This is a genomic window from Streptomyces sp. NPDC008238 (genome assembly GCF_042956445.1).
Taxonomy (GTDB): Bacteria; Actinomycetota; Actinomycetes; order Streptomycetales; family Streptomycetaceae; genus Actinacidiphila.
The window spans coordinates 761155-777131 of sequence record NZ_JBIBGK010000002.1; the positions used below are offsets into that span (position 1 = coordinate 761155).

Here is a 15977-nt window from a genome sequence, read left to right on the forward strand (position 1 = left end):
TCACCGGTCCTCCTCGCCTTCGGTCGGGCGCTCCGTGACCGGTCCCGCCGGGTGCTCCGGGTCGGAGACCGCGGAGTCCAACGGGGCATCGTGGGAGCTGGGGTGGGCCGGGGGCGTCTCGTCCTGCGGCGGCGCGGAGGTCTGCCGGGGCACGCCGGCCCCGGTGCCCGGCAGCGACTCGCCGCGGGCGAGCCGCAGGCCCGCGAGCGAGGCGGGGCCGGCGCCGCCGCTCGCCTCGACGGCGCCGGGGCGCTCGTCGGGGAACCCGGCGAGGATCCGGGACGTCTCCTTGAAGGAGCAGAGAGGGGCGCCGCGGGTGGGTTCGACGGTGCGGCCGGCGCGCAGGTCGTCGACGAGCCGCTTGGCCGACGCGGGGTCCTGGTTGTCGAAGAACTCCCAGTTGACCATCACCACGGGGGCGAAGTCGCACGCCGCGTTGCACTCGATGTGCTCCAGCGTGATCTTGCCGTCCTCGGTGGTCTCGCCGTTGCCCACGCCGAGGTGCTCCTTGAGCTCCTCGAAGATCGCGTCGCCGCCCATGACCGCGCACAGGGTGTTGGTGCAGACCCCGACCTGGTACTCGCCGGAGGGCCCCCGCCGGTACATCGAGTAGAAGGTGGCCACCGCGGTGACCTCGGCCGTGGTCAGCCCGAGCTGCTCGGCGCAGAAGCGCACGCCGGTGCGGGAGACGTGGCCCTCCTCCGCCTGCACCAGGTGCAGCAGCGGCAGCAGGGCGCTGCGGCTGCCGGGGTAGCGCGCGATGATCTTCGCCGCGTCCTCGGCCAGCCGGTGCCGTACGTCGGCCGGGTACTCCGGCGCGGGCATCGCGGGGATGCCGAGTGATACCTCTGTCACCGGTCGACGCCTCCCATCACGGGGTCGATGGACGCCACCGCGACGATGACGTCGGCGACCTGGCCGCCCTCGCACATCGCCGCCATGGTCTGCAGGTTGGTGAAGGACGGGTCGCGGAAGTGGACGCGGAAGGGGCGGGTGCCCCCGTCGCTGACCACGTGGACGCCGAGTTCGCCCTTGGAGGACTCGACGGCGACGTACGCCTGGCCGGCCGGGACCCGGAAGCCCTCGGTCACCAGCTTGAAGTGGTGGATCAGGGCCTCCATGGAGGTGCCCATGATCTTCTTGATGTGGTCGAGCGAGTTGCCGAGCCCGTCCGGCCCGAGGGCGAGCTGCGCGGGCCAGGCGATCTTCTTGTCGGCGACCATGACCGGGCCGGGCTGCAGCCGGTCCAGGCACTGCTCGACGATGTCCAGCGACTGCCGCATCTCCTCCAGGCGCAGCAGGAACCGCCCGTAGGAGTCGCAGGTGTCGACGGTCGGCACCTCGAACTCGTAGTTCTCGTAACCGCAGTACGGCTGCGACTTGCGCAGGTCGTGCGGCAGCCCGGTGGAGCGCAGGATCGGGCCGGTGGCGCCGAGCGCCATGCAGCCGGCCAGGTCCAGGTAACCCACGTCCTGCATGCGGGCCTTGAAGATCGGGTTGCCGGTGGCGAGCTTGTCGTACTCGGGCAGGTTCTTGCGGAACTTCTTCACGACCTCGCGGACCTGGTCCACGGCGCCGGGCGGCAGGTCCTGGGCGAGGCCGCCGGGGCGGATGTAGGCGTGGTTCATCCGCAGGCCGGTGATCAGCTCGAAGACGTCCAGGATCATCTCGCGGTCGCGGAACCCGTAGATCATGATCGTGGTGGCGCCGAGCTCCATGCCGCCGGTGGCGATGGCCACCAGGTGCGAGGAGATGCGGTTGAGCTCCATCAGCATCACGCGGATCACCGAGGCGCGGTCCGGGACCGCGTCGGTGATGCCGAGCAGCTTCTCCACCGCCAGGCAGTACGCCGTCTCGTTGAAGAACGGCGTCAGGTAGTCCATGCGCGTCACGAACGTGGACCCCTGGGTCCAGGTCCGGAACTCCATGTTCTTCTCGATGCCGGTGTGGAGGTAGCCGATGCCGCAGCGGGCCTCGGTGACCGTCTCGCCGTCGATCTCGAGGATCAGTCGGAGCACGCCGTGGGTGGAGGGGTGCTGCGGGCCCATGTTGACGACGATGCGCTCGTCGTCGGCCTTGCCGACGGTCTCGGCCAGTTCGTCCCAGTCGCCGCCGGTGACGGTGAAGACCCGGCCCTCGGTGGTCTCCCGCTCCGCGGCCTGCTGGGGTGCGTGGTGAGTGCTCACGAGTACGACCTCCGCTGGTCCGGAGCAGGGATCTGGGCGCCCTTGTACTCGACGGCGATGCCGCCGAGGGGGTAGTCCTTGCGCTGCGGGTGGCCCTGCCAGTCGTCCGGCATCATGATCCGCATCAGGGCGGGGTGCCCGTCGAAGACGATCCCGAAGAAGTCGTAGGCCTCGCGCTCGTGCCAGTCGTTGGTCGGGTAGACCTCGACGAGCGACGGGACGTGCCGGTCGGCGTCGGAGACGCTCACCTCCAGCCGGATCAGCCGGTTGTGGGTGATCGAGCGCAGGTGGTAGACGGCGTGCAGCTCGCGGCCCTTGTCCTCCGGGAAGTGGACGCCGCTCACGCCCGTGCAGAGCTCGAAGCGCAGCGCGGGGTCGTCCCGCAGGGTCCTGGCGACCAGGGGCAGGTGCTCGCGCGCGACGTGGAAGGTGATCTCGTCGCGGTCCACGACGACCTTCTCGACCGCGTTGTCCGCGACGAGGCCCTGCTCCTCGAGGGCACCCTCGAGCTCGTCGGCGACGTCGTCGAACCAGCCGCCGTAGGGACGGCTCGCCGCACCGGGCAGCCGTACCGTGCGCACCAGACCGCCGTACCCGGAGGTGTCGCCGCCGTTGCGGGCACCGAACATGCCGCGCTGGACGCGGATCGCCTCCCCGTGGTCGCCGCGCTGACCGGGCAGCCCGGCCGCGTTGACGTCCTTGTCCGGGTTAGGGGTGTCCGGGGAATCCGTCATCGCGCGCCCCCTTCGTTCGCTTCTCCGCCCGCTCGGCGCAGAGGCGCGGGCATCGTCTTCGTCTGCGGACCGGCGGCCTCGCGTGCGTCGCTCACCGGAGCAGCCCCTTCATCTCGATCGTCGGCAGCGCCTTCAGCGCCGCTTCCTCCGCCTCGCGCGCGGCCTCTTCGCGGTTCACGCCGAGCTTGCTGTGCTGGATCTTCTGGTGGAGCTTGAGGATGGCGTCCAACAGCATTTCGGGACGGGGCGGACATCCGGGGAGATAAATGTCAACAGGCACCACATGGTCAACACCCTGCACAATTGCGTAGTTGTTGAACATCCCGCCGCTCGATGCGCAGACCCCCATCGAGATCACCCACTTGGGGTTCGGCATCTGGTCGTAGACCTGGCGCAGGACGGGCGCCATCTTCTGGCTCACCCGGCCGGCCACGATCATCAGGTCCGCCTGGCGGGGGGACCCGCGGAAGACCTCCATGCCGAAGCGCGCCAGGTCGTACCTCCCGGCCCCGGTCGTCATCATCTCGATGGCGCAGCACGCGAGGCCGAAGGTGGCCGGGAAGACCGACGCCTTCCGGACCCAGCCGGCCGCCGCCTCGACGGAGGTGAGCAGGAACCCGCTCGGCAGCTTCTCTTCAATACCCATGGCTATTCTCCGCCCCTAGTCCCATTCCAGACCGCCGCGACGCCAGACGTAGGCGTACGCGACGAAGACCGTGAGCACGAAGAGGAGCATCTCGACGAGCCCGAAGACCCCGAGGGCGTCGAAGGTGACGGCCCAGGGGTAGAGGAAGACGATCTCGATGTCGAAGACGATGAAGAGCATCGCCGTCAGGTAGTACTTGATCGGGAAACGGCCACCCCCGGCTGGATGCGGAGTCGGCTCGATGCCGCACTCATACGCCTCCAACTTGGCCCGGTTGTACCGCTTCGGGCCGATGATGGAGGCCATGACCACGGAGAAGATCGCGAAGCCGGCCCCGAGGCCGCCCAGCACGAGGATGGGCGCGTAGGCATTCACGTCCCCGCTCCTTCCAGTCGACGATGACTGATGACGGACCGTGCCCGAACGTGCGCCCCGTGCCACCTGGATCCGCTCCATGTGAGGCAGTTCACAAGCCCGGACTGCCCGCATCCTATGCCTCCTGGTCTGTGATCTGCGACACGGGGTTCAGTCTGGTCCTTGTGATCTCTGCCACCAGTCGAACGATCATGAACGGGGATGAGCGGTGATCTTCTCACTCAGTAATCCCAAACGATCACCAGAAGTCACATTTACCTGCGTTTCCGCTGGTAAACAGGGGTGCCGCACTATCAGGCACCCGCGAGCCGAGGCAAATTGGAGCTGGGTCGGGGGACGTGATAGCGCCTCCCCACCCGTGCGGGTGAGCCGCGAAACCGCGCGCTGACGGCGACCGGAGGCACGTGAACGCGCGCACGAGGATTTGTACTTGGGTGTCCCTATAGTCCTGAATAAGGAAGATCAAAAAGGGGACAATACCACTGGTCGTGAGCCAACTGTGGCGCATCACACTTTTGTTGAACGGAACCGACCTGGCCTGATACCCAAGTCTTCATGTCCCTTCAGACCTCGCATATAAGCCGCCGGCGACGAGCCGCGCAGAGCCCCAACTGGGTGCGCCGCGCAGGAGTCGCCGGCGGCGTCATCGGAACGCTCGCCCTGACCGGAATGTCCGCCCCGGCGAACGCCGAGCCCTCGGCCGCCGACCCGGCGACCACGGGGAGCATCCCCGTCATCCCCGCCCTCTCCACCGCCGCCTCCGCCGCGCAGGCCGCCGACGCCGTCGACGAGACCGTCGTCGAGCAGCAGCTGGACGCCGCCCGCGCGCAGGCGCGCACCGAGGCCATGAAGGCCGCACAGAAGAAGAAGGCCGCCGCCGACGCGCGGTCGCGCGCCGCGGCCAAGGCCGCCAAGGCGCGCGAGACCGCGATCGCGTCCCGCTCCGCCGGACGCACCGCGCTGGCCGCCTCCTCCTCCACTTCCGCGACGGGCAGCGTCGCCTCCGTCCTCGCGTTCCTGAAGGCCCAGGTCGGCAAGCCGTACGTATACGGCGCCACGGGCCCCAGCGCGTACGACTGCTCCGGTCTCACCCAGGCCGCCTTCCGCACCATCGGGGTCGACCTGCCGCGCACCTCGCAGGCGCAGTCGACCTTCGGCACCCCGGTGTCCGTGAGCGCGGTCCAGCCGGGCGACCTCCTCTTCTGGGGCGGGGTCGGCTCCGCCTACCACGTGGCTGTCTACATCGGCGGCGGGCAGTACCTGGACGCGGCGAACCCGAGCAAGGGCGTCGTCATCCAGCAGATGTCCAACTACATGCCGACGTCGGCCGTCCGCGTGCTCTGATCACGGGCCCCGTCCCCACGGAGGCCGCCGGCCCGCACCCGGGCCGGCGGCCTCCTCCGTTGCACCCGCGTACGGTCCTCCGCCGCCGCGAGGGGGGCCGCCGCACCGCGCCCCGCGGCAGGCGGCCGGACCCGGCCCCGCCGCAAGGAGAGGTACCGCACGCGGGGCCGGGCGACCGGGGAGCCCCGTTCGGGGCTCACGCGCCGGAGCCCGGCTCCGCCGTGGCGGGGGACCGGGCTCCGGGAGACGGGTTCACCGGCGGCAGTCGTGGCCTCCGCCGTGCCAGACCCTGACCCACTGGCCCGGCGTGCGGACCCACTTGACGCGACCGTGGCTGGACACGCGCACCAGGCGTCCGGGGCGGTACTCCAGCTTCCAGGAGCCCAGACCGACCGAGCACTGACGCTGCCGGTCGCCCCGCCGGTCGTCGTCACGGCGGTCGTCCCCGCGGCGGTCGTCCCCGCGGCGGTCGCCGTCCCGCCGGTCGTCGCCACGGCGGTCGTCACCACGACGGTCGCCGTCCCGGCGGTCGTCACCGCGCTGGTCGCCCGCACGGTGGTCCGCGGAGGCCGCGGAGGCCGGGCCGGCTGCGAGCACGCCCCCTCCGGCGAGCAGGAACGAAGCGGCCGCGGCGGCGAGGACCTGGGTTATACGCGTGCTCATGTCTGCACCCTTCTGTTGATCACGGATCCCCGAGCAGTGATCAAAAGTATGAGCACAGCGCCTCAAATCCCGCATTTCGGGCGCGAGCTGACTCCGGGGCAGGCGCATCTGACATCGATGTCAACGACATCGATGTCAAAGCACCGGCGGCCCGCCCCGCCCGCGCCCCTCCGCCCCGGTCCGCGCGAACCGGCCATCCGGGAGGGGGAGTTCACCACCCCGCCCGGTACGCAGCGCCGCCCAACGGGACAACGGGCGCCGCACCGGGCGGGGTTCGCCTCCCGGGCACGGACGGCGACCGGTCAGCCGAGGCGGGCGTCGAGCGCTTCGAGGTCGTCGACGAACCACGTGCGGTCGCCCCGGTTGCACTCGCGGACCAGGTCCCGGAAGGCCGTGCCGGCCGCCGTGTGGGCCGAGACGTCGCCCACGACGACGAGCCGGACGCCGTAGTTGACGAACTTCTGCAGGACCTCCCCCGCGAGGCCCGACCGCAGGGCGAAGAACCGCTCGTCCAGGCGGGCGACGGGGACGGCCACCACGTCCGCCCGGTGGTAGGTCGACCCGATCACGTCGAGCGCGTCCTGGACGCCGGAGATCCTCGCGCCGTCCTCGCCGCAGACGAGGACGGGCACGCCCCGCCGCTCGGTCACCACGTCAGCCACGGCCCGCCTCCGGGTCCTCGGTGTGCTCCTCCGGGAACATGTCGTTCCCCCCTCCCATGACGTCGTCGATGGTGCGCAGGACGTCCGCCGTCGCCGCGGCACCGCCGAGCACCACGACCTTCAGCCGCGAGCGCTCGTCGTCGTACGCGATCCGGACCCGGGCCAACTCGTGGGGGTCCCGCGCCATCTGGGCACCGGCCACGAGAAGGGTCCCCAGGCGGTCGGCGGCGGCCGGGCCGATGCCGTCCACCTCGACGATGGCCGAGACCTCCACCCGCTGCCGGGCGGCGGCCGCCGGCACGCCGGTGAGGGCGTCCAGGTCGGCCCGGGCGACGCGGTACTGCTTGCCGATGCGCACGGCCTTGAGCCGGCCGTCGCGGATGTAGCCGCGGACGGTGCGCACGTGCAGTCCGAGCCGGTCCGCGACCTGCTCGACGGACAGCCATTCCCTCTCCATGGTGACGCATCCTACCCCGTGAAGGTAAGGATAGGGAGGTATGCGTACCCCCGCGTACCCCCGCGCACCTCCGCGCGCCTCCGCACGTCCGGCTCCCTCCGGTCTCACCGCAGCAAAAAGCCGCGCCGGCCCGTGCAGCACGGGCCGGCGCGGCGAGCGGGATGCCGGGGTCAGGAACGCGGCGCCACCTTCGACAGTCCGTTGATCACGCGGTCCATCGCGTCGCCTCCCGACGGGTCGGTGAGGTTCGCCAGCAGCTTCAGCGTGAAGCGCATCAGCATCGGGTGCGTCAGGCCGCGCTGGGTCGCCAGCTTCATGACCTTCGGGTTGCCGATCAGCTTCACGAAGGCCCGGCCGAGCGTGTAGTAGCCGCCGTAGGTGTCCTTCAGGATCCGCGGGTACGACTGCAGCGCCAGCTCCCGCTGGGCCGCGGTGCCGCGCGCGTGCGCCTGGACGATGACGTCGGCCGCGATCTGGCCGGACTCCATCGCGTAGGCGATGCCCTCGCCGTTGAACGGGTTGACGAGGCCGCCGGCGTCGCCGACCAGCAGCAGGCCCTTGGTGTAGTGCGGCTGGCGGTTGAAGGCCATCGGGAGCGCCGCGCCACGGATCGGCCCGGTCATGTTCTCCTCGGTGTAGCCCCAGTCCTCCGGCATCGAGGCGCACCAGGCCTTCAGCACCTCGCGCCAGTCCAGCTCCTTGAAGGAGGCGGAGGTGTTGAGCACGCCGAGGCCCACGTTGGAGGTGCCGTCCCCCATGCCGAAGATCCAGCCGTAGCCGGGCAGCAGCCGCGGGTTGCCGGGGACGCGCCGGTCCCACAGCTCCAGCCAGGACTCCAGGTAGTCGTCGTCGTGCCGCGGGGAAGTGAAGTACGTGCGGACGGCGACGCCCATCGGGCGGTCCTCGCGGCGGTGCAGGCCCATCTGCAGGGAGAGCCGGGTGGAGTTGCCGTCCGCGGCGACCACCAGCGGCGCGTGGAAGGTGACCGGGGTCTTCTCCTCGCCCAGCTTGGCCTCGACGCCGGTGATGCGGCCGGTGCGCTCGTCACGGATCGGGGCGCCGACGTTGCAGCGCTCGTAGAGCCGGGCGCCGGCCTTCTGCGCCTGGCGGGCGAGGAGTTCGTCGAAGTCCTCGCGCCTGCGCACCAGGCCGTAGTCCGGGAACGAGGCCAGGTCCGGCCAGTCCAGCTGCAGCCGGACGCCGCCGCCGATGATGCGCAGGCCCTTGTTGCGCAGCCAGCCGGCCTCCTCGGAGATGTCGATGCCCATCGCGACCAGTTGCTTGGTCGCCCGGGGCGTCAGGCCGTCGCCGCACACCTTCTCGCGCGGGAAGGCGGTCTTCTCCAGCAGCAGGACGTCGAGTCCCGCCTTCGCCAGGTAGTAGGCCGTCGTGGAACCGGCGGGCCCGGCACCGACGACGATCACATCGGCGCTGCGTTCCGAAGCGGCGGTCTCGGTCACAGTGCGGCACTCCTCGCTGCTGTGGGCTGTTGCGGGCCTGGCTCCGGCCGCCGGCGGCGGCCGGACCGGACCCCGAGCAGTCTATGGGCCCCCTCCGCGGACGGGCCGGGCGGCCCGCCTTCAGCGCACCGCGCGGTGCAGCGCCACGATGCCGCCCGACAGGTTGCGCCAGGCGACCTTCGACCATCCGGCCTTCTGCAGGCGCCCGGCGAGGCCGGGCTGGTCGGGCCAGGCGCGGATGGACTCGGCCAGGTACACGTACGCGTCGGGGTTGCTGCTGACCGCCCGGGCGACCGGCGGGAGGGCGCGCATCAGGTACTCGGTGTAGACCGTGCGGAACGGCGCCCAGGTGGGGTGGCTGAACTCGCAGATGACGACGCGGCCCCCGGGCCGGGTGACCCGCAGCATCTCGCGCAGCGCGGCGTCGGTGTCGTGCACGTTGCGCAGCGCGAAGGAGATCGTGACGGCGTCGAAGACCCCGTCGGCGAACGGCAGCCGGGTCGCGTCGCCCGCGGTGAGCGGGAGGAAGGGGTGGCGGCGCTTGCCCTCGCGCAGCATGCCCAGGGAGAAGTCGCAGGGCACGACCCGGGCGCCCGCCCCGGCGAACGGCAGGGAGGAGGTCCCCGTGCCGGCGCCGAGGTCCAGCACGCGCTCGCCGGGACGTACGGCGAGGGACTGCGCGACGACCTTGCGCCAGCGGCGGTCCTGGCCGAGCGACAGCACGTCGTTGGTCAGGTCGTAGTTGGCGGCGACGTCGTCGAACATCGCGGCGACTTCGTGCGGCTGCTTGTCCAGGGAGGCTCGGGTCACCTCCCCATTGTTCACCCGGCGTCCCCGCACCCCGCGCAGGGGCCCCGCCGCGGTCGTGGCACGCCGTACGGCACGGCCCGCGCGGCCGGTCAGGCCCTGCGGTGCAGGAGCCGCCCGGCGACGACGGTGGCGAGGCAGGTGCCGTGCTCGTCGAAGACGGCGAAGTCCGCCCGGGCGCCCGGCTCCAGGGACGGGGCCCGGCGCGCCGGCAGCAGACCGCTGCGGTCCAGCGCGGAACGCAGCGCGGGGTCGTCTGGGGCGGTGGCGACGGCGGTGACCCCGCGCAGCAGCAGGGCGTGCACGCGTTCGCGCGGGGTGGGGGCGGGTGGCAGCGCGCCCTCGTGGGTCAGGCCCGGGCGCAGTGCACCGGGCCAGTTCCGTACCCGGGCGCCCGGGTGGGCGGCCCGCAGCGCGTCCTGCGGGCCGACGGCGGCGAGGAGGCCGCCGTCGACCAGCAGGGCGGTGCCGTCGGTCCCTGAATGGATCGTCAGCATCGGCGGCGCGGTCAGGAGGTGCTGAGCAGCTTCAGCTCCGGGTGCGCCGTGCCGCCCTCGATGGCGGTCGACGACAGGTGGGAGACGACGTGGTCGTCCACCGGGTCGTTCGCCGGGTCGTCGTGGACGACGAGGTGCTCGTAGGTGGTGGCGCGCTGCGCGGGGACCCGGCCGGCGGCGCGGATCAGGTGGATCAGCTCCATGCGGTTGGAGCGGTGCTTGGCGCCGGCCGAGGAGACCACGTTCTCCTCCAGCATCACCGAGCCGAGGTCGTCGGCGCCGTAGTGCAGCGACAGCTGGCCGACCTCCTTGCCGGTGGTGAGCCAGGAACCCTGGATGTGGGCGACGTTGTCCAGGAAGACCCGCGCGATGGCGATGATCCGCAGGTACTCGAAGAGCGTGGCCTGGGTCCGGCCCTTCAGGTGGTTGTTCTCGGGCTGGTAGGTGTACGGGATGAAGGCGCGGAAGCCGCCCGTGCGGTCCTGGACGTCGCGGATCATGCGCAGGTGCTCGATGCGCTCGGCGTTGGTCTCGCCGGTGCCCATCAGCATGGTGGAGGTCGACTCCACACCCAGCTTGTGCGCGGTCTCCATGATCTCCAGCCAGCGCTCGCCGCTCTCCTTGAGCGGGGCGATCGCCTTGCGCGGCCGGGCCGGCAGCAGTTCTGCGCCGGCGCCCGCGAAGGAGTCCAGGCCCGCGGCGTGGATGCGGCTGATGGCCTCGTCCACCGTCACCTTGGAGATGCGGGCCATGTGCTCGACCTCGGAGGCGCCGAGGGAGTGGATGACCAGCTGCGGGAAGGCCTGCTTGATGGCGCTGAAGTGCTTCTCGTAGTACTCGACGCCGAAGTCCGGGTGGTGGCCGCCCTGGAACATGATCTGGGTGCCGCCGAGTTCGACGGTCTCCGCGCAGCGGCGCAGGATGTCGTCGAGGTCCCGGCTCCAGCCCTTGGCGGTGTCCTTGGGCGCGGCGTAGAAGGCGCAGAACTTGCACGCCGTCACGCAGACGTTGGTGTAGTTGATGTTCCGCTCGATGATGTACGTCGCGATGTGCTCGGTACCGGCGTAACGGCGGCGGCGCACGGCGTCGGCGGCGGCGCCGAGGGCGTGCAGGGGTGCCGAACGGTAGAGGTCGAGCGCCTCCTCGGGGGTGATGCGGCCGCCGTCGGCGGCACGGTCGAGGACGGACTGGAGGTCGGCGTTCTCGCTCACCGGGCATCCTTCCGAGGGGTGTGACGGACCCGCCCAGCCTACGCCAGGGGGTCAGCCGCCCTGCTTCCTGAGGTCCCCTTCCGGCTGACCGGCCAGCGAGTCGCCCGAGCGGTAGTGCAGGGAGCCGTCCGCGTTGAGGGTGAACCGCTCGTCGGCCGAACCGTCGGAACAGATCCCCGGATGCGGGTTGGTGCCGCCGCTGGTGTCGAGCACGACGCCCTTCTCCGTGGCCTCGGCGAGCTTCCAGTCGCCGCTGCAGTCGTAGGACTGGCCGAGCAGGTCCAGCACGCTCTTGTCGCGGCCGACGACCGCGCCGACCTTGCCCTCGCGCAGGGTGATCTCCATCGTGCCCGGCACTCCGCCGGCGGTGACCGTGCTGCCCTTCCACGTGCCGACGAAGGCCTTGGGGAGGGCGTCCACGCGCGGTCCCGAGGCCGGGGGCGAGGACGGCGTCGAGGACGTGGTCGAGGAGGACGTGGTCGAGGACGGGGAACCGCCCCCGGGCCCCGCGCTCCGCGAGGGGGTGCGCTCGCCGCCCTTGGCCTGGTTCGAGCCGTCGAGGAGTCCCGGCAGCACGAGGGCCAGGGTCACGGCGGCCGCGACGAGCAGGATGCCCGTCGCGGCGAGCGCCGCGGCCCGGCCGCGCCGGCGGCCCGGGACGGGCGTGGGCGGCGGAGTGGCGGCGAACGGCGGCGCGTCCTGGGGCGCGGTCAGCGAGGGCGGCGGGCCGAACGACCCGTACGAGGGGTGCGAGCCGTACGAGGGGTGCGAGCCGTAGGAGCCGTGGCCGCCGGCCGGTCCCCCGCCGTTCCCCTCGGGGGTGCCGTTGCCCGGGGCCACCGGGCCCGGGTGCGGGGTGGGTTCGAGGTCGAGCAGTTCGACGGCCTGCCGCCCGAGGCGCTCCGTCAGCGGGGCCGGCAGCCAGCCGGCGCGCACCAGCGACGCGGCGTCGCCGCCGGGCGCCAGCAGCTCCGCGAGCCGGCGGGGCGTCGGGCGCACCTCCGGGTCCTTGGCGAGGCAGGACTCGGCGATCCGGCGCAACTCGTCCGGGACGCCGTCGAGTTCGGGCTCCTCGTGGGCGACCTTGTAGAGCAGGACGGCCGCGCTGTCCCCGGTGAAGGGGCCGCGGCCGGTCGCGGCGAAGGCCAGCACCGCGCCGAGGGCGAAGATGTCGGCGGCGGGGCCGGTGGGTCTTCCGGTGACCTGCTCGGGCGCCATGTAGCCGGGCGAGCCGACGACCACGCCCTTGCTGGTCAGGGCGGCCGTGGCGTCCATGGCACGGGCGATGCCGAAGTCGATCAGCACCGGGCCGTCGAGCGAGAGCAGCACGTTGGACGGCTTGATGTCGCGGTGCACCAGGCCGCGTCCGTGCACGGCCTCCAGCGCCTCGGCGAGTCCGGCGCCCAGCGCCCGTACGCCCTGCGGCGACAGCGGGCCGAAGGTGGCGACGGCCTCGGAGAGGGCGGGACCTGCGACGTAGCGGGTGGCCACCCAGGGCACCGGCGAGTCGGTGTCGGCGTCCAGCACCGGGGCGCTCCACGTACCGCCGACCCGGCGCGCGGCGTCGACCTCGCGCTGGAAGCGGGTGCGGAACTCCAGGTCGTCCGCGAGTTCCGAGCGCACCACCTTCACGGCCACCGTCCGGCCGCCGGGGCTGCGCCCCAGGTAGACCCGGCCCATCCCGCCGGCGCCCAGCCGGCCGAGCAGACGGTACGGGCCGATCGACGGGGGGTCGTTCGCTTGCAGGGGCTGCATCTGCGCGCCTCTCGCCGGTGCGGAAGGTCAGTGGAGTTGTACCCGTGGCCGCCGTGGTCACCCCAGCCGGAGCGGGGGGCCGCCGCCGATCGTAGTAGGCCCGGGGAACGGGCCCCGGCCGGCGGGGGGTGCCCGCCGGCCCACGGGGTCAGCCCCCGGCGCCCAGCAGCTCGACGCGCGCCTGCTCGGGGAAGCCCACCCGGCGGGCGAACTCGGCGATGCCGGTGAGCTGCTCGGGACCGAGCGAGAAGTCCAGGGTGGTGAAGTAGCGCTGGAGGGTTCGGGCGTCGAAGGACTCCCAGCGGGCGGCCTGCTCGGCGACCTTCTCCACCTCCTCCATGCTCAGGTCGCGGGAGGAGAGGAAGGCCCGGTGCACCTCGTGCACCACACCGGGACGGGCCTCCAGGTAGTCGCGGCGGGCGGCCCAGACGGCGAAGACGAACGGCAGCCCGGTCCACTCCTTCCACATCAGCCCGAGGTCGTGGACCTCCAGGCCGAGCCGCGGCGCGTCGTGCAGCGAGGCGCGCAGCGCCGCGTCCCCGATCAGAACGGCGGCCTGGGCCTCCTGCATCATCAGCGAGAGGTCGGGCGGGCAGGTGTAGTACTCGGGCTCGACCCCGTACTGATCGGCGAGCATCAGCTGGGCCAGGCGGACCGAGGTGCGGCTGGTGGAGCCGAGGGCGACCCTGGCGCCGTCCAGGGCGCCCAGCGGGACCTGGCTCACGATCACGCAGGACATCACCGGGCCGTCGCAGCCGACGGCGATGTCCGGGAGCGCGATCAGGTCCTCGGCGTGCCGGAGGTACTCCATGAGGGTGATCGGGCCGACGTCCAGGTCCCCGGAGACGAGCTGGGCGCTGAGCTTCTCGGGGGTGTCCTTGGTCAGCTCCAGGTCGAGCAGGGCACCCGTTCGGGCGAGTCCCCAGTAAAGGGGCACGCAGTTCAGGAACTGGATGTGCCCGACGCGGGGCCGGGTCCGGCGCACACCACTGGCGGATGGAAGAGGCGCAGATTTGTCCACATCAGGAGGCTAGACCCCCGCTCCCCGGAACTTCCGGCGGGCCCCGTCCCCCACGCCGGGCCGCCTCCGGCCGGGCGCCGGAGGAACCCCGCGGCGGGCCGCCGCGAGGCACTTGTGAAATCCGATCTTGTCGCTCTTCCCCGGCGCAGATGCTCCGTGCTACTGTCGTCGCAAGTTGCAGTTTGGTTTCCCTTGCAGTACAGAGCCTGCGGAGCATGTGACCGCGGGCTTTTGTAGTTTTCAGACTTCTTGCAGTGAGCAGGGCAGGTTCTGGAGCAGGGCAACCCTTTGGCCCAAGGAGGGCTTATGGCTACCGGAACCGTCAAGTGGTTCAACGCCGAGAAGGGCTTCGGCTTCATCGCCCAGGACGGCGGCGGCCCCGATGTCTTCGTCCACTACTCCGCGATCAACGCCTCCGGCTTCCGTTCGCTGGAGGAGAACCAGGCGGTGACCTTCGACGTCACCCAGGGTCCGAAGGGCCCGCAGGCGGAGAACGTCTCCCCCGCCTGATCGCGGACTGACGCGCAGTAACCGACGAGCAGTACCCAAGGAGCCCCGCACCGTCGTGTGGGGCTCCTGCCTTTTGCGGCGCGCCCGTCAGGATCAGGGCGGGCGCGGGCAATTCGCTCCCGTGTGCGAAGTCGGCTGCGCCGAATCGCGCTGCAACGTTTCATGAGCGGGTGGGACGGCGCGAATGCCCCGGTAATTCGGCCGGCGGCGCGAGCGGCCTATGGATCCGGCGCGGGAAATGGCGGGAATTCGCCCGGGCGGTCCGCCGCGGCGGCGTTCGCACGTATTGCCCCCGGTGACGTCGCCGTCGGGTGGCGCGGCGGCCGGACGCAGCGAGGAGGCCGCCGCGGGCGGAGTCCGCCGTACGTCCCACCCGGCGCCCGTACGCCCTCACGTCCACGACCGCCCCACCGATCCCGCGGGAACCCACGATGCCCCTGCTGCTCACCCTCGCCCGAGGCGCACTGACCGGGGCCGGCAAGCGCCCGGCCGCCGACGCGCCGCTGCCCGCCGACCGGCTGACCCTTCCTGCCGTCCGGGTGGCCCCCCGGCGGCTCGCGGCGTACGCCGAGGTGTGCGGCTTCCCGCCCGGGACCGGGCTGCCGCTGACGTACCCGCACGTCCTCGGCTTCCCGCCGGCCGCCCGGCTGATGGCCCGGCGGAGCTTCCCGCTGCCGCTGCTCGGCCTGGTGCACACGTGGATCGAGATCGTCCAGCGGCGGCCGCTCCTGCCCGGCGACCGGCCCGGCATCACCGTCCACGCCGAGGAGTTGCGCCCCCACCGGCGCGGAGTGGAGGTCGTGATCGTCACGGAGGCGTCCCTCGACGGCGAGGTCGTCTGGCGGGACCGCAGCGGCTACCTCGCCCGGACCCGCACGGGCGGCGGGACCGGCGGCGGCCCGCCGGCCGCCGCGTACACGGACGCGGACGTGGACGTGGACGTGGAGCCGTCCGTCGTGGCGGAGTGGCGGCTCCCCGCCGGCCTCGGGCGGCAGCACGCCGCCGTCTCCGGCGACTGGAACCCGATCCACCTCCACCCGCTGACCGCGCGGCCGCTGGGCTTCCCGCGCGCCATCGCCCACGGGATGTGGACCGTCGCCCGCTGCGCCGCGGAGGCCGTCCCCGCGGACGCCGAAACGGTCACCCTGCGGGCCGAGTTCAAGGCCCCGATCCTGCTGCCCGCCACCGTCACCTACGTGGCCTCGGGCGCCGACGCCTCCGGACCGGGCGGGGTGCGCAGCTTCGCCGTGCGCTCGGGGGGACGGCTGCACCTCACCGGTACGGTCGGCCCTGAGGGCCGGCCCGCCCGGGTGCGTCAGCTGCTCTGCGCCGCCGCGCGCGAGGCGTCGTCCGCCTCGTCCTCCTGCGCGGCGTTGGCGGCGAGGTTCGCCTTGGTGCGCTCCACCCGCGCGAAGACCTGCACCGTCACGCACCCCGCGCAGCACCACGAAGCTGAGCGGCGCACTGACCGCCAAGAAGCAGGCCGAGACGCGCAGCTTCGCCGTGCGCTCGGGGGGGGGACGGCTGCACCTCACCGGTACGGTCGGCCCCTGAGGGCCGGCCCGCCCGGGTGCGTCAGCTGCTCTGCGCCGCCGCGCGCGAGGCGTCGTCCGCCTCGTCCTCCTGCGCGGCGTTGGCGGCGAGGTTCG

Annotated in this window: 16 protein-coding genes and 1 pseudogene; 3 read left to right on the forward strand and 14 right to left on the reverse strand. The window is 72.3% G+C overall.

The annotated features are described in order from the left end of the window. From nuoE to ACFZAU_RS08440, 5 genes are all read right to left on the reverse strand, one after another. Complete coding sequence (gene nuoE / locus ACFZAU_RS08420; protein ID WP_500551610.1) at positions 1-825, reverse strand: NADH-quinone oxidoreductase subunit NuoE; 825 nt, start codon at positions 823-825, stop codon at positions 1-3. 26 nt (positions 826-851) lie between these two features. Then, positions 852-2186 carry an NADH-quinone oxidoreductase subunit D gene (locus ACFZAU_RS08425; RefSeq protein ID WP_500462410.1) on the reverse strand — a complete coding sequence of 445 codons (1335 nt, stop codon included), beginning with the start codon at positions 2184-2186 and terminating at the stop codon, positions 852-854. Then, positions 2183-2920, reverse strand: coding sequence for an NADH-quinone oxidoreductase subunit C (locus tag ACFZAU_RS08430; RefSeq protein ID WP_500551528.1), 738 nt, complete (start codon positions 2918-2920; stop codon positions 2183-2185). Before ACFZAU_RS08430 ends, ACFZAU_RS08425 begins: the two co-directional genes overlap by 4 nt. Positions 2921-3011: 91 nt before the next feature. Further along, on the reverse strand, positions 3012-3566 hold the full coding sequence (locus ACFZAU_RS08435; RefSeq protein WP_500551529.1) for a NuoB/complex I 20 kDa subunit family protein: 555 nt from the start codon (positions 3564-3566) through the stop codon (positions 3012-3014). A 15-nt stretch (positions 3567-3581) separates the two neighbouring features. Beyond that, on the reverse strand, positions 3582-3941 hold the full coding sequence (locus ACFZAU_RS08440) for an NADH-quinone oxidoreductase subunit A (protein WP_018558791.1): 360 nt from the start codon (positions 3939-3941) through the stop codon (positions 3582-3584). Positions 3942-4496: 555 nt separating this feature from the next. On the opposite strand from ACFZAU_RS08440, the gene ACFZAU_RS08445 reads away from it, so the two are divergent. After that, a complete protein-coding gene (locus ACFZAU_RS08445) occupies positions 4497-5285 on the forward strand; it encodes a C40 family peptidase (protein ID WP_500551530.1) in 789 nt (262 codons plus the stop codon). A 252-nt stretch (positions 5286-5537) separates the two neighbouring features. Here the strand turns inward: ACFZAU_RS08445 and ACFZAU_RS08450 are convergent, their stop codons facing one another. The 9 genes and pseudogenes from ACFZAU_RS08450 to ACFZAU_RS08490 form a co-directional block, all read right to left on the reverse strand. Further along, on the reverse strand, positions 5538-5948 hold the full coding sequence (locus tag ACFZAU_RS08450; RefSeq protein ID WP_500551531.1) for a hypothetical protein: 411 nt from the start codon (positions 5946-5948) through the stop codon (positions 5538-5540). 302 nt (positions 5949-6250) lie between these two features. Beyond that, positions 6251-6610, reverse strand: a complete 360-nt coding sequence (locus ACFZAU_RS08455; protein ID WP_500551532.1) for a DUF4180 domain-containing protein — start codon at positions 6608-6610, stop codon at positions 6251-6253. Beyond that, positions 6603-7067, reverse strand: coding sequence for a helix-turn-helix domain-containing protein (locus ACFZAU_RS08460; protein ID WP_499606369.1), 465 nt, complete (start codon positions 7065-7067; stop codon positions 6603-6605). The genes ACFZAU_RS08455 and ACFZAU_RS08460 overlap by 8 nt, the downstream gene beginning before the upstream one ends. 170 nt (positions 7068-7237) lie before the next feature. Beyond that, positions 7238-8608: pseudogene (locus tag ACFZAU_RS08465) on the reverse strand (geranylgeranyl reductase family protein); the annotation flags it as partial. 39 nt (positions 8609-8647) lie between these two features. Next, positions 8648-9337 (reverse strand): demethylmenaquinone methyltransferase, encoded by a 690-nt coding sequence (locus ACFZAU_RS08470; protein ID WP_500462405.1) that lies wholly within the window; start codon positions 9335-9337, stop codon positions 8648-8650. 89 nt (positions 9338-9426) lie between these two features. Further along, the gene (locus ACFZAU_RS08475; RefSeq protein WP_500551533.1) at positions 9427-9831 is read right to left on the reverse strand and encodes an imidazolonepropionase-like domain-containing protein; all 405 of its coding nucleotides are present in this window, start codon (positions 9829-9831) and stop codon (positions 9427-9429) included. An 11-nt stretch (positions 9832-9842) separates the two neighbouring features. Then, a complete protein-coding gene (gene mqnC / locus ACFZAU_RS08480) occupies positions 9843-11042 on the reverse strand; it encodes a cyclic dehypoxanthinyl futalosine synthase (protein WP_500551534.1) in 1200 nt (399 codons plus the stop codon). A 51-nt stretch (positions 11043-11093) separates the two neighbouring features. After that, positions 11094-12797, reverse strand: coding sequence for a serine/threonine-protein kinase (locus ACFZAU_RS08485; protein WP_500551535.1), 1704 nt, complete (start codon positions 12795-12797; stop codon positions 11094-11096). 148 nt (positions 12798-12945) lie between these two features. Beyond that, entirely contained in the window at positions 12946-13782 is an 837-nt protein-coding gene (locus tag ACFZAU_RS08490; protein WP_499606466.1) for a menaquinone biosynthetic enzyme MqnA/MqnD family protein, read from the reverse strand. A 342-nt stretch (positions 13783-14124) separates the two neighbouring features. Here ACFZAU_RS08490 and ACFZAU_RS08495 point away from each other — a divergent pair, with 342 nt between their 5' ends. Both ACFZAU_RS08495 and ACFZAU_RS08500 read left to right on the forward strand, forming a co-directional pair. Continuing rightward, positions 14125-14328: a cold-shock protein gene (locus ACFZAU_RS08495; protein WP_354796699.1), complete on the forward strand. Its 204-nt coding sequence runs from the start codon at positions 14125-14127 to the stop codon at positions 14326-14328. Between the two features lie 431 nt (positions 14329-14759). Continuing rightward, positions 14760-15977: MaoC family dehydratase (locus ACFZAU_RS08500; protein ID WP_500551536.1), on the forward strand; the 1218-nt coding region annotated here is incomplete at its 3' end.